22 protein-coding genes and 1 pseudogene are annotated in these 22,196 nt (G+C 61.7%); 19 read left to right on the forward strand and 4 right to left on the reverse strand.

Annotated elements, in window-relative coordinates; translation table 11 throughout:
- Window positions 1–127: 127 nt before the first annotated feature.
- On the reverse strand, window positions 128–1,336 hold the full coding sequence (locus AKN84_RS00980; protein ID WP_050418912.1) for an NAD(P)/FAD-dependent oxidoreductase: 1,209 nt from the start codon (window positions 1,334–1,336) through the stop codon (window positions 128–130).
- 668 nt (window positions 1,337–2,004) lie between these two features.
- Between AKN84_RS00980 and AKN84_RS00990 the strand changes: the two genes are divergently transcribed.
- The 19 genes and pseudogenes from AKN84_RS00990 (at window position 2,005) to AKN84_RS44390 (ending at window position 19,596) form a co-directional block, all read left to right on the forward strand.
- Window positions 2,005–2,286 carry a helix-turn-helix transcriptional regulator gene (locus tag AKN84_RS00990; RefSeq protein ID WP_050418914.1) on the forward strand — a complete coding sequence of 94 codons (282 nt, stop codon included), beginning with the start codon at window positions 2,005–2,007 and terminating at the stop codon, window positions 2,284–2,286.
- Window positions 2,287–2,307: 21 nt separating this feature from the next.
- The gene (locus AKN84_RS00995; protein WP_050418915.1) at window positions 2,308–3,189 is read left to right on the forward strand and encodes a replication initiator protein A; all 882 of its coding nucleotides are present in this window, start codon (window positions 2,308–2,310) and stop codon (window positions 3,187–3,189) included.
- Window positions 3,190–3,502: 313 nt separating this feature from the next.
- A complete protein-coding gene (locus AKN84_RS01000) occupies window positions 3,503–3,967 on the forward strand; it encodes a DUF2840 domain-containing protein (RefSeq protein WP_050418916.1) in 465 nt (154 codons plus the stop codon).
- Window positions 3,964–4,476 carry a S26 family signal peptidase gene (locus AKN84_RS01005; protein ID WP_128970299.1) on the forward strand — a complete coding sequence of 171 codons (513 nt, stop codon included), beginning with the start codon at window positions 3,964–3,966 and terminating at the stop codon, window positions 4,474–4,476. Before AKN84_RS01000 ends, AKN84_RS01005 begins: the two co-directional genes overlap by 4 nt.
- A 2-nt stretch (window positions 4,477–4,478) precedes the next feature.
- Window positions 4,479–5,381, forward strand: a complete 903-nt coding sequence (locus AKN84_RS44385; RefSeq protein ID WP_347337289.1) for a lytic transglycosylase domain-containing protein — start codon at window positions 4,479–4,481, stop codon at window positions 5,379–5,381.
- Between the two features lie 253 nt (window positions 5,382–5,634).
- On the forward strand, window positions 5,635–7,398 hold the full coding sequence (locus tag AKN84_RS01010; protein WP_050418918.1) for a relaxase/mobilization nuclease domain-containing protein: 1,764 nt from the start codon (window positions 5,635–5,637) through the stop codon (window positions 7,396–7,398).
- A gap of 36 nt (window positions 7,399–7,434) precedes the next feature.
- A pseudogene (locus AKN84_RS01015) lies at window positions 7,435–9,422 on the forward strand (conjugal transfer protein TraG).
- Window positions 9,423–9,428: 6 nt separating this feature from the next.
- Window positions 9,429–9,851, forward strand: a complete 423-nt coding sequence (locus tag AKN84_RS01020; protein WP_050418919.1) for a ribbon-helix-helix domain-containing protein — start codon at window positions 9,429–9,431, stop codon at window positions 9,849–9,851.
- A gap of 203 nt (window positions 9,852–10,054) precedes the next feature.
- Entirely contained in the window at window positions 10,055–10,969 is a 915-nt protein-coding gene (gene trbB, locus AKN84_RS01025) for a P-type conjugative transfer ATPase TrbB (protein WP_050418920.1), read from the forward strand.
- 1 nt (window position 10,970) lies between these two features.
- Complete coding sequence (locus AKN84_RS01030; RefSeq protein ID WP_050418921.1) at window positions 10,971–11,297, forward strand: TrbC/VirB2 family type IV secretion system protein; 327 nt, start codon at window positions 10,971–10,973, stop codon at window positions 11,295–11,297.
- A complete protein-coding gene (locus AKN84_RS01035) occupies window positions 11,297–11,560 on the forward strand; it encodes a VirB3 family type IV secretion system protein (RefSeq protein ID WP_050418922.1) in 264 nt (87 codons plus the stop codon). Before AKN84_RS01030 ends, AKN84_RS01035 begins: the two co-directional genes overlap by 1 nt.
- A 10-nt stretch (window positions 11,561–11,570) precedes the next feature.
- A complete protein-coding gene (trbE, locus tag AKN84_RS01040; protein ID WP_050418923.1) occupies window positions 11,571–14,012 on the forward strand; it encodes a conjugal transfer protein TrbE in 2,442 nt (813 codons plus the stop codon).
- Window positions 14,009–14,737, forward strand: a complete 729-nt coding sequence (gene trbJ / locus AKN84_RS01045) for a P-type conjugative transfer protein TrbJ (RefSeq protein ID WP_050418924.1) — start codon at window positions 14,009–14,011, stop codon at window positions 14,735–14,737. The genes trbE and trbJ overlap by 4 nt, the downstream gene beginning before the upstream one ends.
- Complete coding sequence (gene trbK-alt, locus AKN84_RS01050) at window positions 14,737–15,099, forward strand: putative entry exclusion protein TrbK-alt (RefSeq protein ID WP_050418925.1); 363 nt, start codon at window positions 14,737–14,739, stop codon at window positions 15,097–15,099. Before trbJ ends, trbK-alt begins: the two co-directional genes overlap by 1 nt.
- On the forward strand, window positions 15,096–16,325 hold the full coding sequence (gene trbL / locus AKN84_RS01055; RefSeq protein ID WP_050418926.1) for a P-type conjugative transfer protein TrbL: 1,230 nt from the start codon (window positions 15,096–15,098) through the stop codon (window positions 16,323–16,325). The genes trbK-alt and trbL overlap by 4 nt, the downstream gene beginning before the upstream one ends.
- Window positions 16,326–16,429: 104 nt before the next feature.
- Entirely contained in the window at window positions 16,430–17,113 is a 684-nt protein-coding gene (gene trbF, locus AKN84_RS01060) for a conjugal transfer protein TrbF (RefSeq protein WP_050418927.1), read from the forward strand.
- Window positions 17,110–18,144 (forward strand): P-type conjugative transfer protein TrbG, encoded by a 1,035-nt coding sequence (gene trbG, locus AKN84_RS01065; protein WP_050418928.1) that lies wholly within the window; start codon window positions 17,110–17,112, stop codon window positions 18,142–18,144. The genes trbF and trbG overlap by 4 nt, the downstream gene beginning before the upstream one ends.
- A complete protein-coding gene (locus tag AKN84_RS01070; protein ID WP_050418929.1) occupies window positions 18,141–19,352 on the forward strand; it encodes a TraB/TrbI/VirB10 family type IV secretion system protein in 1,212 nt (403 codons plus the stop codon). The genes trbG and AKN84_RS01070 overlap by 4 nt, the downstream gene beginning before the upstream one ends.
- Before the next feature lie 4 nt (window positions 19,353–19,356).
- Entirely contained in the window at window positions 19,357–19,596 is a 240-nt protein-coding gene (locus tag AKN84_RS44390) for a DUF2274 domain-containing protein (protein WP_128970300.1), read from the forward strand.
- Here the strand turns inward: AKN84_RS44390 and AKN84_RS01075 are convergent.
- The 3 genes from AKN84_RS01075 to AKN84_RS01085 form a co-directional block, all read right to left on the reverse strand.
- On the reverse strand, window positions 19,569–20,528 hold the full coding sequence (locus AKN84_RS01075; RefSeq protein WP_050418930.1) for a LysR family transcriptional regulator: 960 nt from the start codon (window positions 20,526–20,528) through the stop codon (window positions 19,569–19,571). The two genes, AKN84_RS44390 and AKN84_RS01075, sit on opposite strands and share 28 nt — an antisense overlap.
- Before the next feature lie 61 nt (window positions 20,529–20,589).
- Window positions 20,590–21,243: an acyl-homoserine-lactone synthase gene (locus tag AKN84_RS01080; protein WP_050419068.1), complete on the reverse strand. Its 654-nt coding sequence runs from the start codon at window positions 21,241–21,243 to the stop codon at window positions 20,590–20,592.
- A gap of 84 nt (window positions 21,244–21,327) precedes the next feature.
- Window positions 21,328–22,053 (reverse strand): LuxR family transcriptional regulator, encoded by a 726-nt coding sequence (locus AKN84_RS01085; RefSeq protein ID WP_050418931.1) that lies wholly within the window; start codon window positions 22,051–22,053, stop codon window positions 21,328–21,330.
- Window positions 22,054–22,196 lie beyond the last annotated feature (143 nt).

Genomic DNA, 22,196 nt, shown 5'->3' on the forward strand with positions numbered 1-22,196 from the left:
TCGCGCGCCAGGCGGCCAACCTCCCGCTTGGCTGCGACGCGGACGCCTTCTGTGTCCGCGTCGCCCGGCTTTCACTCCGCCGACGATCATCGGCGCACGTCGCTTGGTAACGCCGGTGGCAAACGGATCAGGCGACGATGATGCGCCGCGGATCGGCCGCTGCCAGCGCCTCCGCACGATCGGCGCTAGGAGGATAGATCCAGACCGTATTGATCGTGTGTTTGAGTGCCTTGGCGTCGGCACCTTCCATCTTGACCTCGCGATCCCACCCTTCGGTATAGACCGCGCCCCACGGACCTAGATCAAGGCAAGTCACGTATTTCGGCTGGCTATAGGGAATGCAGGGGATTCCGAGCAGCGACGCGGCGACATTGTGACCAGCCGAGCGGCCCAGGTTCGAGGCGTGCTGGCAGGACATCAGCGTATGGTTGCCGTCGTCATCAGTCGCAGCGCGCGCCACGTCGCCCGTCGCGAAGATTCGCTCGGTGCCGGGCACGAAAAGGTTTCGATCGACATGCAGCCGCCCGAGCCCGTCTCTCTGTCCAGGAATCTGTGCGGTCAGCGGGCTCGCGCGGAGGCCACCGATCCAGATGACTGTCTTGGCGTCGATGCGTTCGCCGGTCTCGGTGGTGGCACCCTCGGCATCGACCGATGTGACGGCCGCGCCGAGCTTCCATTCCACGCCGAGTTCCTCAAGCGCCTTGGTGATGACGGGACGAGGGCCGGGTCCAAGGTCCGGTCCGATATCATTTGCCCGCTCCACGATGACGACGCGGACTTTGGTATCGGCGCCTAGCGCGTCGCGCAGACGTGCGGGCATCTCCGCCGCCACCTCGATGCCAGTGAAGCCGCCCCCTGCCACCACAACCGTATTACGGGCCGGCGTGTCGGGCAGCCTGGCGAGGTTTTTGATGTGGGCCTCCAGCTCCGCGGCCTCGCCGAGCTGATCGACGCTGAAGCTGTGTTCGAGCAGGCCTGGGATCTTCGGACGAAACAACCGGCTGCCAGTCGCAAGAACAAGCCGATCATAACCGAGTGTTGACCTGGAGCCATCAGTCGACACGACATCGACTTCATGCTTGTCGGAACGGATTGCCTCGACTGTCCCCTGAATGAAGCGAACGCCGACGGCGTTGAATATCTCCATGAGCGGGGCTTTCATTTCGCCCGCGCCGGCTTCGTACAGTCGCGGACGAACGTGCAATTCCGGTTGGGGGGCGATCAGCACGACTTCGACCTCATCGGACTTTCTGTGTTCGTTGAGGACGCGCGCTGCGCCGAGGGCACTCCACATTCCGGCAAAGCCGGCACCGACAATCAAGATTCTCTGCGTCACTTCAATCTTCCTTTCTAGTTGTGGATATTTTCGCGGTGACCTGATGTCGATCGAGGCCGCCGGAAACCAAGGAGCTAGGCGGGGCGCTCGCTGGCGTGGCCGTGCCGCTCAATTTTCTTTGTGGGGGATCGATCACGGGTCGCCGCGCGAAACTTCCGCCGGCTCGCGAGCCACGAGCTCACGTCGCGGGCCAAGGCTCGAAGCGCCTTGCGGTTCAGGACTCGTGCGATGTCTCTAATGATCGAACGAGCCAGTTCGTCCCGCATGCTTCTCTCGGCCCGCAGCAGGATGGCATGAACGTTGCGCACGTCGTCAGCCGGCTCGCCTTCCAGGCGGGCGTATGACCCGCTTTGGGTGATGTCGCGCGTGCTCAGGGGCTCTGCGCGCGGCTCAAGTAGCCACCGAAGACTGTATTCGTGATCTGATCTCGTGTGTATCATAACACGGATCATAATAGTCTGCGTTAATGTTTGCAACCCCGATGCCTCGCTGATGCGCGATGGTGATCGCAGGATTTTGCGACCGCATGGGCAGCGCCCTGGGTTGAGGGGTATCGAAAATCGCCCCCTCGATATTCGGCATCCACCTCCGGGAGCGCTCTTCTCCATAATGACCGCGAACACGCCCGCGCCGCCATTCGTAGCGCGCTGTCATCCCGGAGTTCTCAAATGCCCGATCCGATGGCTGGTCTGCCACCGCGCTTTCTGCGTACGCCGGAGGCGGCCCGTTATCTCGGCCTTTCCGGTCGCACACTCGAGAAGCACCGGACGTACGGCACCGGGCCGACATATCGCAAGATTGGCGGGCGCGTCATCTACGCGCTGGAGGACCTGAAGGCCTGGGCCGATCTCGGCGCCAAAACGTCGACTTCCGATCCCGGCAAGGGGACCGTGCTGCCAGCCAAGAAACACCCGACGCTGCGCCCGTATGCGGGCCAGGAACGTCGCTGATGTCAGCCCGAGTGCAGTGAAATGCGACGCAAACAGCATTCGGAGCGCGATCAGCTCGAACTCTTTCGGGCGTTGCCCGGCGATCTCGCGCCGCGCGACGCGCAGGATTTGATGGCCTATCCGTTCTTTTCCCTCGCCAAATCGAAGCGGGTCGTGCCGATCGATTTCCGTGCGGGTGCAATCGCGATTCGTGTCGAAGCAGTGCCGGAGCACGGCATGGCAACGATTTGGGATGCCGACGTTCTCATTTGGGCAGCGTCGCAGATCGTTGAAGCCCGTGACGCTGGCCTGAAGACATCGCGGCTGATGGCGGCAACGCCATACGAGATTCTGACGTTCGTTGGCCGCAGCACCAGCGCACGCGACTATGATCGCCTGAAGGCGGGTCTCGACAGGCTGCAGTCAACCACCGTGCAGACGTCGATCCGCCAGCCGGCAGAACGACGACGTCATCGCTTTTCCTGGATCAACGAGTGGAAGGAGACGACGGATGCCAGCGGCCGACCGCTTGGCATCGAACTGATCCTGCCGGATTGGTTCTATGCCGGTGTCCTGGACGATGCGCTCGTGCTCACAATTGACCGCGAGTATTTCGATCTGACGGGTGGACTTGAGCGCTGGCTCTATCGGCTCGCCCGCAAGCACGGCGGTCATCAGGACGGTGGCTGGAGTTTCGATTTTCTCTACCTGCACACCAAGTCCGGCAGCCTGTCGCCGCTCAAGCATTTTGCCTACGACCTGCGCGAAATCGTCCGGCGGCAGACGCTGCCCGGCTATCGGCTCGTGATCACCCATGACAGGCGGGGCGTCGAGCGTCTGAACTTCTCACCCGTTCTCGTTGATCCGCTGACGCACCGCTTGCGCAAGCGCGGTCTCTTGCCGCCGAGTGGAGATAACCTGTGAATCAGCTCGTGCTATCGGGGACCACAACCCTCGTGCCATCGGGGACCGGATCCTCGTGCTATCGGGGACCAGAAACCGGCTTAAGTATCTGTTCTCTCGGGAATTCCAGCCTCCGTAACTTTCCTAACCTGAAATCCTTCGGATTTCTTCTAACGGACCGCGCGATCCGTCCCGTTGGGAATTGTCGGCTTGGTCCAGGTGCGAAAGAAAGCACGAGCGTCTCCACCACGCCGCGGCTGAGGCGTGTGAACGCAGCACAGCAGTTGGGCCCGATCATCCAATTCGTCGAGCATCTGGAACGCAGGAGAGATGCATGAGCGATCTCACGCAGGTCGAGGTCCTGTGGCTCGAGAAGCGCATCGAGAACCGGATCCGCTTTGGCCGCGCTGTCGACGAGAAGAACCTGGATGGCCATCGACGCGTCCTGTCGTTCGTCCCCGGCAGCATCTTTGCCTTTGTCCGCTGGACCTCCAACGACTTTGGGACGGTCGTGTCGCGGATCGACATTCTGCGCGCGGTCAAGCCAGGGCAGCGTTGCTCAACAGTTCCGTATGTGAAACCCGGCGGCGAAATCCTGCTGCGGCTTTCGGGCTGGCCGAAGGTCGAGCGGGTGCTGCAACTGATCGACGGCGTAGAGGCGCTTGGAATCAATCCCGCGGACGCCGCGCCCGACTACTGGCATCACGTCCACAACCGTCTCTCTGTCAACGAAACTCCACGCGCCTATACAAGGTCGCGCCACCAGGCGTGGCTTCATCGGCAGCGGGTGGCGCCATGACTGCCCGATGTTCAACACTCGCCGGCATGGCTGGCGGCGTCGCCACGCTCATCGCCTCGATTATCACGGAGCCGCTCCCAGCTTATGTTTGGAACGCCTCGCAAAGCGTCCCGCCGGGCCTCTATCGCGTGCAGTCGACGGACAAGCGATACGTTACCGAGCTTGTCGCCGTCCGACCGCCTGAACCGCTCGCAACCTTTCTCGATCTCAACGGCTATTTGCCGATCGGGGTGCCGATGCTGAAGCGTGTCTTGGCGCTTCCCGGGCAAACCGTCTGCCGGCACGGGTTCACGATAACGGTCGACGCTATTGAAATGGGTGAAGCGCGGGAGCTTGACAGCCGCGGCCGGCGCTTACCTGCGTGGGAGGGCTGCGACGTCGTCGGGGAGGGCGAACTCTTTCTCATGAACTGGCAATCCGCGGATTCCCTTGATGGCCGTTATTTCGGAGTGGTGCCGTCGTCGGCCGTGTTCGGCCGTGCGATTCCAGTGTGGACCCGGGAGGAGTGATCGTGCCTGATTCCCGCTGTCGACCAGCCATTCCTCTGTTCGATCGGTGGCTGCACCATTCCTCCGTCCCGACCTGGGTCAGCAATGCCGTCGCGCGCAGCGGCTGTCCAGGGCGGCCGCAAGGCCGGCGCAAAGCAGCTTCACCCTGGACGGCCGCGAGAACGGCGGCATGCCTTCATATATTCGGGACGTTAGCCTGCATTGCTCTCGCTATACTGCCGTTTGCGACGGCGCATGCGCAAAACGCTTGCACGGAGGGCGTCTCATCGTCGCATCAAGGTCGCCCCCTTGCAGACGGTCCCTTTGCGGCGTTCATTTCGGAAGCGTCCCTCCGATTTGGCGTTCCGGAGCACTGGATCAACGCAATTTTGCGAATTGAAAGTGATGGTGACGTGCGCGCCAGATCGCCGAAGGGAGCGATGGGTTTGATGCAGATCATGCCCGGGACCTGGTCCGAGCTTCGCCTTCGCTACCATCTCGGTTCAGATCCATTCGATCCCTGCGCCAGCATTCTCGCTGGCGCAGCCTATTTGAGGGAATTGTACGATCGATACGGTTCACCGGGTTTTCTGGCTGCCTACAATGCCGGTCCCGCCCGCTATGACGAGCATCTCGCCGGCCGGCAATTACCTGCGGAAACGCAAATCTATGTGACAAGGCTTGCTCCTTTGATTGCGGGCCGAGAGCCTTGCAACACGACGCCGGCAACGGACGTTCGTACGCGGCCTTGGACGAAAGCTCCGCTATTTGCCGTGCGGACCGAACGTAATCTCGTCGCACGGCTTGTGCCGACCATGCGTCCTTCGAACAGCAGATCGACCGTGACTCCTGTGCGTCGGACCACTGCAATCATGTCCCAGGGCGATGGTCTGTTTGTTGTGCGATCGCGGGCTGGAGCGTCGTAGTGATGATGAGAGTAGTCTGGCGCATTGTGGCGTGGGTGAGAATAGAACTGGCGGAGGGGCGAGGGCAGTGGGCAGGCACGACAGCAGGACGGCGAGATAAAAGGGGCTCGCCGGTCGAACCGCAAGCCATTGACATGGCTTGGGCTCCGGCGTGCCGGTCGGTCGGGGCGCGTGCCGCGCTTTGGATTTTGGTGAATGCAATCAAAGGCGTTTTCGGCACGGTGTGCGCTCTTGCTTGCTGGGGGGCCTGGCCATGACCGCAGGCGACAGCGATCTGCGCGTTCGGCCCGGGCGCATCCGCAATACCCGCGCGCCCCAGCCGAAGAGCTTCATCAACCAGGTGCTGCGTGCCGCGAAGAAAGCCGGACACACCTCGGGTCAGGCTATGGCTGGCAGGCGTTCTGTGGCCTATGGACGCTCGTCGTTTGGCCGCGGCCGGCTCGCCTTTAGTCGCAGCCGGTTGTTCAGCCCGACACGGCGCGTGTTGGTGAAGGCGCGCGTGGTTCGCCACAAGGGACGAGCCTTCCGCTCAGCAGCACTGAGCGTCCATCTTTCATACCTGACGCGCGATGGCGTCACCCGGAGCAGCGAGAGGGCCGAGATGTTCGATGCCGGCAGCGACCGTGCCGACGGTACGGCATTCGCTGAACGCTGCGAGGGCGACCGCCATCATTTCCGGTTCATCGTCTCGCCCGAGGACGCCAGCGACTTGACCGACCTTAGGGCTTTCACCCGCGACCTCGCCAAACAGATGGAGGCTGATCTTGGCACGCAGCTCGACTGGGTGGCCATCGATCACTGGAACACGGATAACCCGCACGTCCATCTTCTCGTTCGGGGAGCCCATGAGGAGGGGGCAGATCTCGTGATCTCCCGGGACTACATCAGCCGGGGGCTGCGCTCACGCGCCGAGGAACTGGTCGCGATCGAACTGGGCCCAAAACCGGAGCATGAAATCCGCAATTCGCTGGAGAGGGAAGTCACCGCAGAGCGATGGACGCGGCTCGATCGGGAGATCCGGCTGGCGGCCGACGACACCGGCGCCATCGACCTGCGCCCCGAGAACCCCGGACCGTTCGATCCTGAAATCAGGCGCCTGATGATTGGCCGCCTTCAGCACCTCGAGAGGATGGGTCTTGCCGCATCCGCCGCGCCAGGGGAATGGATGATAGGACTCGAGGCCGAGCGTGGCTTGCGCGACCTCGGTATGCGCGGCGACATCATCAAGACCATGCACCGCGCCTTTACCGAGCGTGGGGAAGCCCGCGGCGTTTCCGACTACGTCATCGAAGGTGGACAGCCGACGTCCCAGATCATCGGACGTTTGGTCGATCGGGGATTGCACGATGAACTAACAGGTGAGGCCTACGCCCTGATCGACGGAACAGACGGACACGCGCACCACGTCCGCTTCCGCGGAATCGAAGCCTTCGAACATGCGCCTCCGGCCGGCGGTATCGTCGAAGTCCGGCGCTTCGGTCAAGCCGGAGATCCGCGCCCCACTTTGGCGCTCGCAATTCGTTCCGATCTCGATCTCGGCGGGCAGCTGACTGCAACAGGGGCCACCTGGCTCGACCACCGGCTGGTCGAGCGATATCCGATGCCGCTCGCGATGGGCGGCTTCGGTCGCGAGGTCCGCGATGCCATGGAAGCCCGCGCCGAGCATCTTGTGCAGGAAGGTCTGGCGCGGCGGCAGGGCCAACGCGTTATCCTGCAGCGCGACCTCCTGGACACGTTGCGGCGGCGCGAACTGAACGAGGTGGCAGCAAAAATCTCGGCCGACACCGGCCTGCCTCATGTGAACGCCGCCTCCGGGGAGCATGTGGCCGGCACGTATCGCCAGCGGATGACGCTCGCCTCGGGACGCTTCGCGATGATCGACGACAGTCTTGGCTTTCAGCTCGTGCCCTGGTCCCGCGAACTCGAAAGACGACTCGGCCAACACGTCACTGGCGTCGTGAAGGACGGCGGCGGTATCGAATGGAGTTTTGGTCGGAAGCGCGACCTCGGCCTCTAGCAATCTCTCCAACTCCGTTGCGGAAGGGCGTTCGGGATGTCTGGAAGCAAAATCCTCTGGGGACAGGTAATCGTTGTCGGTCTGATCGTCATGCTGGCCACCTGGGGAGCAACCGAGTGGGTGGCTTGGCGGCTCGCCTGGCAGCCGGAGCTTGGGCGGCCCTGGTTCGAACTGTTGGGCTTCAAGGTCTACTACCCGCCAATCTTTTTCTGGTGGTGGTTCGTCTATGACGCCTATGCGCCTCAGGTGTTCGTCGAAGGTGCCTTCATCGCGGCCTCGGGGACCTTCGCTTCGATCGCGGTGGCGATCGGCATGTCGGTTTGGCGGGCGCGCGAGGCCAGGAACGTCGAGACCTATGGTTCGGCGCGCTGGGCTGATACGGAAGAGGTTCGAGCGGCCGGACTTCTCGGTCCGGATGGCGTCGTGCTGGGCAAGCTCGACCGCGGCTACCTCCGGCATGACGGACCGGAGCACGTATTGTGTTTTGCACCCACCCGGTCGGGCAAAGGTGTCGGCCTCGTCGTTCCCTCGTTGCTGCTTTGGCCGGGCTCGGCCATCGTGCACGATATCAAGGGAGAGAACTGGCAACTGACAGCCGGCTTCCGCTCGCGTCATGGCCGGGTCCTCTTGTTCGACCCGACGAACCCAAAGTCCTCAGCCTACAATCCCCTTCTCGAGGTCCGGCGCGGGGAATGGGAGGTTCGCGACGTCCAGAACGTCGCCGACGTCCTGGTCGACCCCGAAGGCTCCCTCGACAAGCGGAACCATTGGGAGAAGACCAGTCATTCGCTCCTGGTCGGCGCCATTCTCCACGTCCTTTACGCTGAGGCGGACAAGACCCTGGCCGGGGTTGCCGCCTTTCTCTCCGACCCAAAGCGGCCAATCGAAGTCACGTTGAAGGCGATGATGACCATGCCACACCTTGGCGAGCAGGGCGCTCATCCCGTGGTCGCCTCGACCGCGCGCGAGCTCCTCAACAAATCGGAGAATGAACGCTCCGGCGTCCTTTCCACCGCGATGTCGTTCCTGGGGCTCTACCGTGATCCCGTCGTGGCCCGGGTGACCTCCCGGTGCGACTGGCGGATTTCCGACCTGATCGCCGATGCCAGCCCTACGACGCTTTATCTCGTGGTGCCGCCCTCCGATATCTCACGGACCAAACCATTGATCCGCCTGGCGCTGAATCAAATCGGCCGGCGCCTGACGGAAGACCTGCACGCCCGCGACCGCCGGCATCGTGTCCTGATGATGCTCGACGAGTTCCCAGCGCTGGGGCGGCTTGATTTCTTCGAATCCGCGCTCGCCTTCATGGCGGGGTACGGCATCAAGAGTTTCCTGATCGCGCAATCGCTCAATCAGATCGAGAAGGCTTATGGGCCCAACAATGCCATTCTCGACAACTGCCACGTCCGCGTCAGCTTCGCGACCAACGACGAGCGGACCGCCAAGCGGGTATCCGACGCGCTGGGCACGGCAACGGAGATCTGGCGATGAAGAACTATGCCGGGCACAGGCTGAACCCATGGCTGGGGCATCTCATGGTCTCACGACAGGAAACTGCGAGACCACTGCTCACCCCCGGTGAAGTGATGCAGCTTCCGCCGACGGACGAGATCGTCATGGTGGCGGGCGCGCCGCCGATTCGGGCGAAGAAGGTGCGCTACTATGAGGATCAGCGGTTTACCGAGCGGATCTTGCCGCCGCCCGACCCGGCGTCGTCTGGTCGATCATCGCGAGCGGACGGATGGTCAACGCTTGAAACGCCGAATCCGGCGACTGGTCCGACCGACAAAAAGGAGCATACAGGGGAAGACGCGGCGAACAGCGGCCTCCGCCGCGAGCCCGAACTCCCCGACCACGTCGCGATCGTCAAGGAGACCACCGAGCCGACGCCAGCCGAGGAATTTGCCGCCGTTCTTGACGACGACGAGGATGCGGTCCGCCAGTCTCGACTTATGCGTCAGCGGATGCGCGGCGTCGCGCGTCAGGTCGCCATGGACCCGAATGACGGTATGGAGCTCTGAGGCGATATGCGCGACCGGATGAACGTATACTTTCCCCCGGAGCTTTTGAAACAGATCTCGGAGCTCGCCGATCGAAGAAAGCTTTCCCGGTCTGCAATCATTGAAGCGGCAGTCGCTTCATTTCTGTCACCAGACGGAGCGGACAGGCGGGAGGCAGCGTTCACCCGTCGCCTCGATCGGCTGTCGCGTCAGGTGCAGAGGCTGGAGCGTGACGTTGGTTTGACGGCCGAGACTTTGGCCCTCTTCATCCGCTTCTGGCTGACGATCACCCCACCATTGCCGAACGATGCGCAGGCGGCCGCGCAGGCAAAGGGCAGGGAGCGCTTTGACGGATTTGTCGAGGCGCTCGGGCGCCGTTTGCAAAAGGGGCAAAGCTTTCTGCGAGAAATTCCGGAAGATATCGGCCGCGTAGAGCCGGGTGAGACCTGATCGGGTTCTGCAGACAAACTATCTCGCCGATCCTTTCTCTTTCTACGCCGGTCTACGATCACCGAAACCGCTTGTTGCGCCAGGTCCATTGGTGCCTTTTCTAATCAATCCCATCTGAGGGCCTCTGTGGACGCCTTCATTCGGTGGGGGCGACGGTGGCAATCCATTCCTTTCAATCGGAAGCGAATTCGCGTGGCGCGCGTATGTTGCGTAGCGCGCTTGGTACGGCGATTGCCGGCTATCTCGAAGATGAATCAATCATCGAGGTAATGCTCAACCCGGATGGGCGGTTGTGGATCGACCGGTTGTCGAGTGGCCTGACTGATACAGGTGAAACTCTGTCAGCGGCGGACGGCGAGCGTATCGTTCGCCTGGTCGCGCATCATGTAGGCGCCGAGGTGCATGCCGGCGCGCCGCGGGTTTCGGCCGAACTGCCCGGGACCGGCGAGCGCTTCGAAGGTCTCTTGCCGCCGGTCGTTGCAGCCCCTGCTTTCGCGATCCGCAAGCCCGCGGTCGCCGTGTTTACGCTCGACGACTACGCCGCCAAGGGGATCATGACCGCGGAGCAGGCCAGGATCCTGAAGAGCGCCGTCGCCGCTCGCAAGAACATCCTCGTCGCCGGCGGGACTTCGACTGGCAAGACAACGTTGACGAATGCGCTCTTGGCCGAGGTCGCAAAGACCTCCGATCGCGTCGTGCTGATCGAGGATACCCGCGAACTTCAGTGTAAGGCGCCCAATCTTGTAGCGCTGCGAACAAAAGACGGTGTGGCCACACTGTCGGATCTTGTCCGCTCCTCCCTGCGACTGCGCCCTGATCGCATTCCCGTCGGCGAGGTTCGCGGTGCCGAAGCACTCGACCTGCTCAAGGCCTGGGGCACCGGTCACCCCGGCGGCATCGGGACCATTCATGCTGGCACCGCGCTCGGCGCGCTGCGGCGGCTCGAGCAACTCATCCAGGAAGCTGTCATCACTGTTCCGCGCGCACTCATTGCCGAGACTATCAACCTCGTCGCGGTTCTTGCGGGTCGGGGGGCCGATCGCCGCCTCGTCGAGCTCGCCACCGTCTCAGGCATTGGGGCCGCCGGCGACTACAGCCTTTCATCAGCAGGAGACTGACATGCGTTTGGACTCTCGTTTTCTTCGGCAAGCCGCATCACTCGCTGCCTCCGGTTTGTTTCTCTTGATGACGTCGTCAGCATGGGCGGCTGGCTCGAACATGCCGTGGGAACAGCCGCTCAATCAGATCCTGCAATCGGTCGAGGGGCCGGTCGCTAAAATCATCGCTGTCATCATCATCGTCGTCACCGGACTGACGCTCGCGTTCGGGGACTCGTCCGGTGGTTTCCGCAGGTTGATCCAGATCGTGTTTGGTCTGTCGATTGCGTTTGCCGCCTCGAGTTTCTTCCTGTCGTTCTTCTCCTTTGGCGGCGGCGTGGTGATCTGATGGATGAACCAGTCGCAGGTTTTGTCGTGCCCGTTCACCGCGCACTCACTGAGCCAATTCTGATGGGCGGCGCGCCGCGGTCGGTCGCGATCGTGAACGGCACGCTTGCGGCGGCCCTTGGGCTTGGACTGCGGATGTGGATCGCGGGTCTCGTCCTCTGGTTCATCGGCCACATGGCCGCCGTCTGGGCCGCCAGGCGCGATCCCGCCTTCGTCGATGTCGTGCGCCGACACCTGCGCATTCCCGGCCATCTTAACGCCTGAGCTCTCTGTCATGATGAACCTTGCCGAATACCGCCATTCCAACGCGCGCCTCGCCGACTTCCTGCCCTGGGCGGCCCTGGTCGACAAGGGCATCATCCTGAACAAGGACGGTTCATTCCAGCGGACGGCAAAGTTCCGGGGACCTGACCTCGACAGCGCAGTGCCGGCTGAACTGGTCGCCGTTGCCGGCCGACTGAACAACGCCTTGCGCCGACTTGGATCAGGCTGGGCCGTATTCGTTGAGGCGCAGCGCCATTTTGCGGGCGCCTACCCGACGGACATCTTTCCGGATGTCGCATCCGCACTGGTCGACGCCGAGCGCAGAGCTCAGTTCGAGGAGGCCGGCGCCCACTATGAGTCCAGCTATTTCCTGACCTTCCTCTACCTGCCGCCGGAGGAAGGGGCCGCGAGGGCAGAGCGATTGCTCTATGAGGGCCGCGATCGCACCGCTGGAGCGGACGCGCGCGAGGTGCTCCGCGGGTTTGTCGATCAAACCAACCGCGTGCTGCAACTCGTAGAAGGGTTCATGCCTGAATGCGCCTGGCTCGATGATCAGGACACGCTGACCTATCTGCATTCGACGATCTCGACCAAGCGTCATCGCGTTCGGGTGCCAGAAATTCCAATCTACATTGACGCGCTGTTGGCTGACCAGCCGCTGACCGGCGGGCTCGAGCCGATGCTGGGTTCAGCAAACGTCCGGGTTTTGACGATTGTCGGCTTTCCGGGCGCGACGACGCCGGGAATTCTGGACGATCTGAATCGCCTGGCATTCTCATATCGCTGGTCGACCCGCGCGATCATGCTCGACAAAACAGATGCCACCAAGCTGCTGACCAGGATTCGCCGGCAGTGGTTCGCCAAGAGAAAATCCATCGGCGCAATTCTCAAGGAGGTCATGACCAACGAGGTGTCGACGTTGCTCGATACCGACGCCCACAACAAGGCGATGGACGCCGACGCTGCGCTGCAGGAACTGGGGGCGGACCAGGCCGGACAGGCCTTTGTCACTGCGACCGTCACCGTGTGGGACGTCGATCCCAACGCTGCCGACGAAAAGCTCCGCCTGGTCGAGAAGGTTATCCAGGGCCGCGATTTCACCTGCATGATCGAGACGGTGAACGCCGTCGAAGCCTGGCTAGGCAGTCTGCCCGGGCACGTTTACGCCAACGTGCGGCAGCCACCGGTTTCGACCCTCAACCTCGCCCACATGCTTCCGATGTCGGCCGTATGGGCGGGCGAGGCGAGGGATCTGCACTTCAAGGGGCCGCCGCTTCTGTTTGGCAAGACCGAGGGGTCGACCCCGTTCCGGTTCTCGCTCCACGTCGGGGATGTCGGTCATACCCTGGTGGTGGGACCGACGGGCGCCGGCAAATCGGTCCTGCTCGCACTGATGGCGCTTCAGTTCCGCCGTTATCCCAACTCTCAAGTCTTCGCCTTCGATTTTGGCGGTTCGATCCGTGCGGCTGCGCTCGCCATGGGCGGCGACTGGCACGATCTCGGCGGCGCATTGTCCGACGAACGCGACCGAGCCGTTGCATTGCAGCCGCTGGCCTGGATCGAGGATTCGGCGGAGCGCGGATGGGCCACGGAATGGATCGGCGCGATCCTGGCGCGGGAAAAGGTCGAGATCACACCGGAGGTCAAGGATCATCTGTGGTCGGCGCTGACGTCTCTCGCCTCGGCGCCAATGCAGGAACGCACCCTGACCGGCCTGTCAGTTCTACTGCAATCGAACCCCCTGAAACGTGCCTTGCAACCCTATTGTCTGGGCGGTCCGTCCGGGCGTCTGCTTGATGCCGAATTCGAACGACTTGGCGAAGCGTCGGTCCAGGCGTTTGAGACCGAAGGGTTGATCGGGACGAGCGCAGCGCCTGCCGTGCTGGCGTACCTCTTTCATCGTATCGGGGACCGCCTCGACGGCCGGCCGACCCTCCTCATCGTCGATGAAGGCTGGCTTGCCCTGGAAGACGAGGATTTTGCCGGCCAGCTTCGCGAATGGCTGAAGACGCTTCGCAAGAAGAACGCGTCCGTGATTTTCGCGACCCAGTCACTTTCGGACATCGACGGCTCCGCGATCGCACCGGCGATCATCGAAAGCTGCCCAACACGCCTCTTGCTGCCGAACGAACGGGCGGTCGAACCGCAGATCACGGCGATCTACCGTCGCTTCGGGCTCAATGACCGTCAGATCGAGCTTCTGAGCCGGGCAACACCAAAGCGCGACTACTACTGCCAGTCCCGCCGCGGCAATCGAATGTTCGAGCTTGGCCTTGGTGAGGTTGCACTCGCATTCACCGCAGCCTCGTCCAAGACAGACCAGGCTACCATCGCGCAGCTGCTCGCAGAACATGGACCTGACGGCTTCGTGCCGGCCTGGCTCCAGCACCGTGGTGTCGCCTGGGCCACCGACCTGATCCCCAATCTCAACAATCTGGAGAAATCGCTATGAGGCGTCCTGGCCTATTGGTGGCCGCCGGCACCATCGCGCTGGTGCTTGGTGTCGTGGTGCCCGCACGGGCGCTGATCGTCTTTGATCCCAACAACTACGTCCAGAACGTCCTGACCGCCGCGCGGGAGCTCCAGCAGATCAACAACCAGATCACCTCGTTGCAGAACGAGGCGCAGATGCTGATCAATCAGGCAAGGAATCTGGCAAATCTGCCGTATTCATCGCTACAGCAGCTGCAATCCTCGATCCAGCGGACCCAGCAATTGCTGGCCCAGGCCCAGCGCATCGCCTACGACGTCCAGCAAATTGATCGCGCCTTCTCGACGAGCTATGCGCCAGCTATCAGCAGCCAGTCGAACCAGTTGCTGATCTCTAACGCTCAATCGCGGTGGCAGAACTCCTATGCCGCGACGCAAGACGCACTCCGGGTTCAGGCCGGCATCGTTGGCAACCTCGATACCAATCGCATCCAGACGTCAGCACTCGTAACGTCAAGCCAGGGCGCCAGCGGTGCCTTGCAGGCAACGCAGGCCGGCAACCAGATTCTCGCGTTGAGCGCGCAGCAGCTTGCCGACCTCACCGCGGTCGTGACCGCACAGGGCAGGGCACAGAGCCTTGAAGCGGCGCAGCGCGCTGCGGCCCAGGATCAGGGCCGAGAACAGCTCCGACGGTTTTTGACACCGGGGCAGGGCTATCAATCCCAGGACGTGCGGATGTTCCACTAATGACTGATGTCAGGGCATTCAAGGCGTCGCTGCTTACGACAATTGGCGTATTGGTCGTTGCAGCCTGCACCATTCAGCTTCGTGGTGGAGACGATACTCCGCGGCCACCGAAGGCGGAGCAGACGACAGGTAGCTCTGACCTCGCACGCTGCCGCAGCGTCACGGCGGAGGAAGCGGCAGGTTATCAGCATTGCAAGCAAGTTTGGGCCGAAAACCGCCGTCGCTTTTTTGGCAAGAAAGATGGTGCCGCAGTTCGCGGCGACGATGATTCCGCCGCCGGCGTGGCGCCCGCTCCAAAGGATCAGAGCCGCATCTCGCAGGGATATCCGCCCCTGGCGATACCTGAGGAGAGCAAGCCATGACTGGTACGGGGATCATCGACCAGTTCCTGGAAACGTTCACGCGCTATATCGACAACGGCTTCGGGCTGGTGGGCAGCGATGTCGGATACCTTGCAACGACGCTTGCGGCGATCGACATCACGCTCGCCGCGTTGTTCTGGAGTTGGGGGACGGACGAGGACATTATCGCGCGCCTTGTCAAGAAGACGCTCTTCGTGGGCGTCTTTGCCTATCTCATCGGCAATTGGAGTAGCCTTGCGCGGATCGTCTTCGAGAGCTTTGCCGGCCTTGGGCTGAAAGCATCCGGCGCAAGCCTCTCCGCGGCAGATTTCCTGCGACCGGGAAAGATCGCTCAGGTCGGCCTCGACGCCGGCCGGCCGCTGCTCGACTCGATCTCCAACCTGATGGGTTACATCAGTTTCTTCGAGAACTTCGTCCAGATCGTCGTTCTCCTGTTCGCCTGGGTCGTGGTCCTGCTGGCCTTCTTCATTCTGGCAATCCAGCTCTTCGTCACCCTGATCGAGTTCAAGCTCACGACGCTCGCCGGCTTCGTGCTCATTCCCTTTGGCTTGTTCGGCAAGACCGCCTTCGCAGCAGAGCGGGTCCTAGGTAACGTCATATCTTCAGGGATCAAGGTTCTGGTCCTGGCCGTCATTGTCGGCATTGGATCGACCCTGTTCTCGCAGTTCACTGCAGGATTCGGCGGCGCGCAGCCGACCATTGAAGACGCGATGACCTTGGTCCTTGCTGCGCTCTCCTTGCTGGGCCTCGGCATCTTTGGTCCCGGAATCGCAAACGGCCTGGTCTCTGGCGGACCGCAACTTGGCGCCGGCGCCGCGATTGGAACAGGCCTTGCCGCTGGTGGTGTTGTCGCTGCCGGCGCAGGCCTGGCCGCCGGCGGAGCAGGTCTTGCTGGCGGAGCGATGGCTGGCGCCGCGCGCGGTGGCGGCGCGGTTTTGAGCGGAGCATCCGCCGCCTATCGAAACGGCGGCCTCACTGGCGTCGCGGAGGCGGGTAGCCTGGCCGCGATGAGCCCGTTGCGTCGTGCAGCGGCTGCGTTCGGCGGGGGTGGGCAAGCGGGAGGGGAGACCGCGAGCACCTCGGCTGAAGGGCAGCCCGATTGGGCGCGCCGCATGAAACGCGCCCAGACCATTCGGCATGGTGCCTCAGTAGCCAGCCACGCCGTCCGCTCAGGCGACCATGGCGGCAGCGGCTCTTCCGTGGATTTGTCCGAGGGAGAGCGCTGACACGCAGCCAATAGCACTTTCACCATGCGGTCCGGCGGGGCGCGTCGAAAACCTGGAAAGCGCACTGCTTGAAACCGATCACTTGATCTCAGGGGCAATTATCGATGTTCAAACGACCATCAGTTCACTACGGGCGCATGCCCGAACCGATCACACCGTATCAAAAGGCTGCACAGGTTTGGGACGAACGCATCGGATCGGCGCGTGTGCAAGCCAGGAACTGGCGCCTGATGGCATTCGGCTGCTTGATGCTGTCTGCCGGCCTCGCCGGGGGCCTTGTCTGGCAATCGAGCCAGGGGTCGATCACGCCCTGGGTGGTCGAAGTCGATCACCTCGGTCAGGCCCAGCGAGTTGCGCCGGCCAACATCGACTATCAGCCCACAGACGCGCAGATCAGCTATCATCTGGCCCGCTTTATCGAGGATGTCAGAGGCCTGCCGGCCGACGGCATTGTTTTGCGCCAGAATTGGCTGCGTGCCTATGATTTTACGACCGATCGTGGCGCGGCAGCGCTCAATGATTACGCGCGTAACAACGACCCCTTTGCCAGGTTGGGCAAGGCCCAAATCTCAGTCGACGTCTCGAGTGTCATTCGCGCGTCTTCCGAAAGCTTTCGGGTCGCATGGACCGAGCGCATCTACGACAACGGCTCGCTGAGCTCGACCGAGCGTTGGACTGCGATTCTCACCGTCGTGATTGAGACGCCGCGCGATGCCGAGCGTCTGCGCAAAAATCCCCTTGGCGTCTATGTCCGCGCCATCAGCTGGTCAAAGGAGCTGGGTCAATGACCAAGACGCCATCTGACGTTGATTCGAAACTTTCCATCTCGCACAGCAGGCTAAATTTGCCCTGGTCTGAGTTCGTCACATCGAAGCGAGCAATTCTGTCAGTTCTTCTCCTTTGCTCGTCGGTGCTCGGAGGGTGCGCGAGCTACATTCCGCCGGAGATCAGCTATGACGCTGAAGTTCCTCCGTTGCCGGCGCCTCCGGTGTCTCTCGACGACAAACCGCGACCGCTTCACGTTCCACCGCTCTGGAAGCCGGCTCTCGGCGGCAAGTCGGGAGCGAAGGAAGAGCCTGAGCCCGTGAGCCGGGTGGAGACGGCGAACAGCGCTGCCAGGGTCGAGCCGCGCAGGCGCGGCTATTTCAACGCAGCGCAAATCTACGCTTACAGTCCCGGCGCGCTCTACCAGGTGTACGCGGCACCCGGACAGATCACGGATATTGCGCTCGAAGAGGGAGAGCAACTGACAGGATCGGGACCAGTCGCGGCAGGCGACACGGTACGGTGGGTCGTGGGCGATACAGAGAGCGGGAGTGGTGACACGCGCCGGGTTCATATCCTGGTCAAGCCGACTCGTGCATCGATCGAAACCAACCTTGTCGTCAATACCGATCGGCGCACCTACATGATCGAGCTCCGCTCCCGCGAGCGGCCATATATGCCATCCGTTGCCTGGTACTACCCGGAAACCATTCGCGAGCGATCGCGCTCAGTCGCTTTGAAACCCGCTCTTCCGGATGCGGCTCAGCGTATCTCTCGCTACGCCATCGAGGGGGACAGTCCACCCTGGCGGCCGATTGCTGCGTATGACGATGGTCGTAAGGTCTATGTCGAATTCCCACAGGGGATTGTGCAAGGCGAGATGCCTCCGCTCTTCGTCATCGGCCCTGACGGCAAGACAGAACTCGTCAACTATCGCGCGTATGGCAACGTGTTGATCGTCGATCGGCTGTTCGCAGCAGCAGAACTGCGGCTCGGCGGTGAACATCAGCAGAAGGTCAGAATTGTCAGGACCGACGGGAGGCCGTCGTCATGAACACCCGGAAGGGAGACGATCAAGAGCAAGCGGTGCCGCCGCAGACACGAGAAGAACGGTCCGGGAGCTTCCGCTTAAGGGCTGAGCATCCGCGCGTGACGCGGCTGTCGCGGAAAGTCCTGGCGGGAGGGAGCGCGGTTGCCTTGCTTGTGATCGGTGGGGCGATCCTGTGGTCGCTGCAGAACAACCGCTCCCGAAGCCAGCCGGCCGATGAGCTCTACAGCACTGACCATCACAATGTTGCCGACGGCATTACGGCGCTGCCAAGGGACTACGCTGGCGTTCCGCGCCAACCAACCCCGCAGCTTGGTCCGCCGCTCCCTGGTGACCTCGGTCGACCAATCCTTGCTGCCCAGGGACAGTCGCCGACCATCGGCGGTGATCCGGAACAGCAGCGCCGGGATCAGGAGACCGAGGCGGCTCGCATCAGCCATTTGTTCGCCGCGACCAATGGGCGAGAAGTGCGACCGCCCGACGCTGCGGCTGCTGGAAGCGACCGCGTCGTGCCACCGAACGCAACGAGCACTGGCGAAGACGGATCTGGGCAGAACGGTCAGAACCGAAAGCTTGCCTTCGTGAACGATGCTGTGGACCGTCGCACGGTAAGCCCTGACCGCGTCACCAGGCCGGCTTCGCCATATATCGTACAGGCCGGGACGGTCATTCCGGGAGCCCTGATCACCGGGATCCGGTCGGACCTGCCAGGCCAAATCACCGCGCAGGTCACCGAGAATATCTTTGACACGCCGACCGGCCGCTTTCTGCTCGTACCTCAGGGAACGCGTCTGATCGGCGTCTACGATAGCCAGGTCACTTTCGGCCAGTCCCGCGTACTGCTTGTCTGGACCCGGCTGATCATGCCGAATGGACGTTCTATCATTCTCGAGCGACAGCCTGGCGCTGACGCCGCCGGGTATGCAGGCCTGGAAGACCAGGTCGACAATCATTGGGGTGAGCTATTCAAGGCTGCGGCACTATCGACGTTTCTGGCGGTCGGAACCGAATTGGGTGCCGGCTCGGACACCAACAGCAACGACAGCGCAATTATCCAGGCATTGCGGCACGGCGCATCCGACTCACTAAATCAAACCGGACAGCAAGTCGTTCGGCGCAGTCTCAACATCCAGCCTACCTTGACTGTACGACCCGGTTTCCCGGTTCGCGTTCTCGTCAATCGTGACCTGATACTTGTGCCATACGGAGGGTAACGGCATGCCCAAACTTAGAATAGGAGCATTGCCTGACGACAAGCCGGTCAGGGTTACGGCTGAGCTTCCAGCCCAGGTGCACCGCGATCTCGTTGCCTATGCCGAGGCCGTCGCCGGACAAGCCGGTCAACAGGTCGATCCGGCCAAGCTTGTTGCGCCTATGCTGGCACGCTTTATGGCAACGGACCGAGCATTCGCCAAGCTCAGGCGTCGCGCTCATCCGCCAATCGCTGGCGACGGATAGTGCTCGGTCAACAACTGAAGAAAGTTGCCAAGCATCGGATTATCGTTGTCGGGTCGCCAGAATGCGGAAAATCCAATCCGGCTCGTACCCATGCCATCGCGAATCTCTGCATGGGCCAGGTCTCCAGAGCTTGCCTTGACATCAGACTCGAGGGTGAAGCCGATGCCAAAGCCCATGCTGATGAGATAGCTGATGTTGTCTCGACATACATGGTGCCACTCGATCCTTGGCCGGTCGACAAAGCAGGCTAGTTTGGTGATTAGAAGTCTCTCAAACTCTCTTCCCAGAGCATGGTCGCTCAACAGGAGAGTCTCGTGTCGTAGAGCAGTCCAGTAGACGAAGTCGCGGCTTGCCAATGGATGGGATTGCGGTACCGACAAAAGGACCCGTTCACTCCAAAGTGGAAAGGATCCGCTATCCAGCGCAAACGGTTCTCCGGGAGCAATAACGATATCAGGCGTGCCTTTCATTGGCGTGGTTGCAATGCGTCCTCGGCATTGCTCGAGCATTGCTAGTCTGACTGACGGAAATCGGACCTTGAAGTCGAGTATTACGGTGCGTAAACGGTCGGTGAAGATTGACGAACTTATGCCGATGCAAAGATGACCTGTCCCGCTGCGATCGTGAGCCAGGCCCGTTCCTATGAGTGCATCTAGACGATCGAGAATTTGCCTCGCGTTTCCGAGGAATCGCCGGCCCTCAGGGGTCGGCTTCACTCCACCACTTGAACGAGCAAATAGCGCAGCACCAACGAGGATCTCGAGTTGAGCGATCGAGCGGCTTAGCGCTGAATGTTGAACGGATAGCGCCTCTGCGGCACGTCGAAGACTGCCGCTGTCGCATGCGGCTACCGCAAATCGAAGGTGCTGTAAGCTAATTGCGACCGTGGATGATATACGTCCGTCGCTATTTGTGTTGCCAGTTTCCGTCATTGTGTGGCTCACCAGTAGGCCGAAACGTAGTGGCTGTCCTGCAGCAGTAACGAGTTGCACATCACGCTATCTGGACTGATCCAACCGCCTGCGGTGGAATCACTGGTACCCAAAGAGCCGGGCCGGAGAGCCGGCCTGCCTTTCGAAGCTCTGCCAATGTTTGAGTCGAAATGCCGAGACATCCTGCAACGGCTAATGTGTTACCGATCTCGCAAGGAGCGCCGATACGCCTCAGTTGCCAGCCGGCACGTCGTAGTATCCGTTCCATCCGGATATCCGTAACGGTGACGATATCGGTGAGCTGCTTCCAAAGCCCGAACTCAACCATCCCGGCGAACAGTTCGTAGGTGGCACGAGCGATCCCGTGCTCGCCCTTCGGCGCGTCGGATGCAATATCGATCGCGAATCTGCTGCTTTCCCATATCCGGGGGCTAGACGGAGCAGGCTGGCCACCGAGAAGCACCGAAAATCTATCGCGGAGCATGGTCGAACCGATGGTCGGTAGGAGGCGGACCGAACCTCGTACCTCCCCGAGTTCGCTGAGTTGTGCCAGATATGCCGGGTGAAGAGCATCGAAGTCGTCAATCTCCATTTCGCCGTTGGTACTGACGTCCCAGTCCATCCGGACTTTGAAAACGCGATAGCGGAGCTGATGCATCGCCGCGAGCGTTTCGGAGAACTCACCATACAGCGATTTAGTAATTAGCTGGATCAAGGCTTCCTCCATGTCTATCCGGCATGCCATAAAGCGGGAGATCTCCGGTGCAGGCATTACCTATAGTTGTAGGGGGAGCTCGTCCTAATTCGGCCTTCTCTTTTTTGCAGCGGCAAAACGCATCGCTGCCTGCACAACTGTTCGAACGCCCAGCTTTTGCTTCGCATTGTTGAGGTAATAGGCCGCGGTGTTCCTGGATATTCCGAGAATCAGACCTATTTCCCAGGCGCTCTTGCCTTGTGAGGCCCACTCGAGGCATTCGCATTCGCGTGGGGAAAGGGACACGCTCTCAAGATTGCGGTCGGAAGGAAGCGTGCGGCGGAGATGTGCGTGAAAGAAGAACGCCATCGTTTGAAGAACGAGTGCATTCGAGGTAATGCACCTGTCAAACTGCGGCCTGACCTCGTCCACGGCAAAAGTCAGCGCAGCGACTGGACCCTGGTTGTCATGGATCGGAACGGTGAAGCCGAACTTGATCCCGAATTGGGAGGCCTCGTCGAGAAAGGCCTGTTGTGCTGGCGTAATTGGCATCGGAAGACCAGCGCCCCACCGGAATGGCTCCGGGCTGCCTAACGCCCGAACGATGATTGGATCTAACCGTTCGTAGCGGCTATGTAGATAGTGTGAGGTCCACGCAACAGGATATGTGGAAATGATGTGAGGCTTTCCGGACCGGCGCCTTGGCAGTGCCAGGTATGCAAAGCACTGCAAATCGAGGGCGGCTGCCGTTACGGCCATGGCCTCGGAGAAGTCACTATCGCCTCGAGCTATGGACAAGTGGTCGGCAAAATTCTGGAGAACGCGGAGCATCGTTCGCTTTCACGTTTGGGCCTTGCGAACCGCGAATGACGCCCGGTCGTGTCGCGAGGTAGCGGACCGACCGGCGGCGCAATAACGCGGAGCAGGCGACTCGCATGATCGGCGGCATCGAAGCGAATTCGGCTGAGTACAGC

Source organism: Bradyrhizobium tropiciagri (assembly GCF_001189845.1).
GTDB lineage: Bacteria > Pseudomonadota > Alphaproteobacteria > Rhizobiales > Xanthobacteraceae > Bradyrhizobium > Bradyrhizobium tropiciagri.

Bases quoted from the DNA above. Each gene is read 5' to 3' on its own strand.
- trbL (WP_050418926.1), top strand. From the start codon at position 15,096: ATGACTGGTACGGGGATCATCGACCAGTTCCTGGAAACGTTCACGCGC.
- trbE (WP_050418923.1), top strand. From the start codon at position 11,571: ATGATGAACCTTGCCGAATACCGCCATTCCAACGCGCGCCTCGCCGAC.
- AKN84_RS01070 (WP_050418929.1), top strand. From the start codon at position 18,141: ATGAACACCCGGAAGGGAGACGATCAAGAGCAAGCGGTGCCGCCGCAG.
- AKN84_RS01085 (WP_050418931.1), bottom strand. From the start codon at position 22,053: ATGCTCCGCGTTCTCCAGAATTTTGCCGACCACTTGTCCATAGCTCGA.
- trbB (WP_050418920.1), top strand. From the start codon at position 10,055: ATGTTGCGTAGCGCGCTTGGTACGGCGATTGCCGGCTATCTCGAAGAT.
- trbJ (WP_050418924.1), top strand. From the start codon at position 14,009: ATGAGGCGTCCTGGCCTATTGGTGGCCGCCGGCACCATCGCGCTGGTG.
- trbF (WP_050418927.1), top strand. From the start codon at position 16,430: ATGTTCAAACGACCATCAGTTCACTACGGGCGCATGCCCGAACCGATC.
- AKN84_RS01030 (WP_050418921.1), top strand. From the start codon at position 10,971: ATGCGTTTGGACTCTCGTTTTCTTCGGCAAGCCGCATCACTCGCTGCC.
- AKN84_RS01035 (WP_050418922.1), top strand. From the start codon at position 11,297: ATGGATGAACCAGTCGCAGGTTTTGTCGTGCCCGTTCACCGCGCACTC.
- AKN84_RS00990 (WP_050418914.1), top strand. From the start codon at position 2,005: ATGCCCGATCCGATGGCTGGTCTGCCACCGCGCTTTCTGCGTACGCCG.
- AKN84_RS00995 (WP_050418915.1), top strand. From the start codon at position 2,308: ATGCGACGCAAACAGCATTCGGAGCGCGATCAGCTCGAACTCTTTCGG.
- AKN84_RS01000 (WP_050418916.1), top strand. From the start codon at position 3,503: ATGAGCGATCTCACGCAGGTCGAGGTCCTGTGGCTCGAGAAGCGCATC.
- AKN84_RS01020 (WP_050418919.1), top strand. From the start codon at position 9,429: ATGCGCGACCGGATGAACGTATACTTTCCCCCGGAGCTTTTGAAACAG.
- AKN84_RS44390 (WP_128970300.1), top strand. From the start codon at position 19,357: ATGCCCAAACTTAGAATAGGAGCATTGCCTGACGACAAGCCGGTCAGG.
- AKN84_RS01005 (WP_128970299.1), top strand. From the start codon at position 3,964: ATGACTGCCCGATGTTCAACACTCGCCGGCATGGCTGGCGGCGTCGCC.
- AKN84_RS01075 (WP_050418930.1), bottom strand. From the start codon at position 20,528: ATGACGGAAACTGGCAACACAAATAGCGACGGACGTATATCATCCACG.
- trbG (WP_050418928.1), top strand. From the start codon at position 17,110: ATGACCAAGACGCCATCTGACGTTGATTCGAAACTTTCCATCTCGCAC.
- trbK-alt (WP_050418925.1), top strand. From the start codon at position 14,737: ATGACTGATGTCAGGGCATTCAAGGCGTCGCTGCTTACGACAATTGGC.
- AKN84_RS01010 (WP_050418918.1), top strand. From the start codon at position 5,635: ATGACCGCAGGCGACAGCGATCTGCGCGTTCGGCCCGGGCGCATCCGC.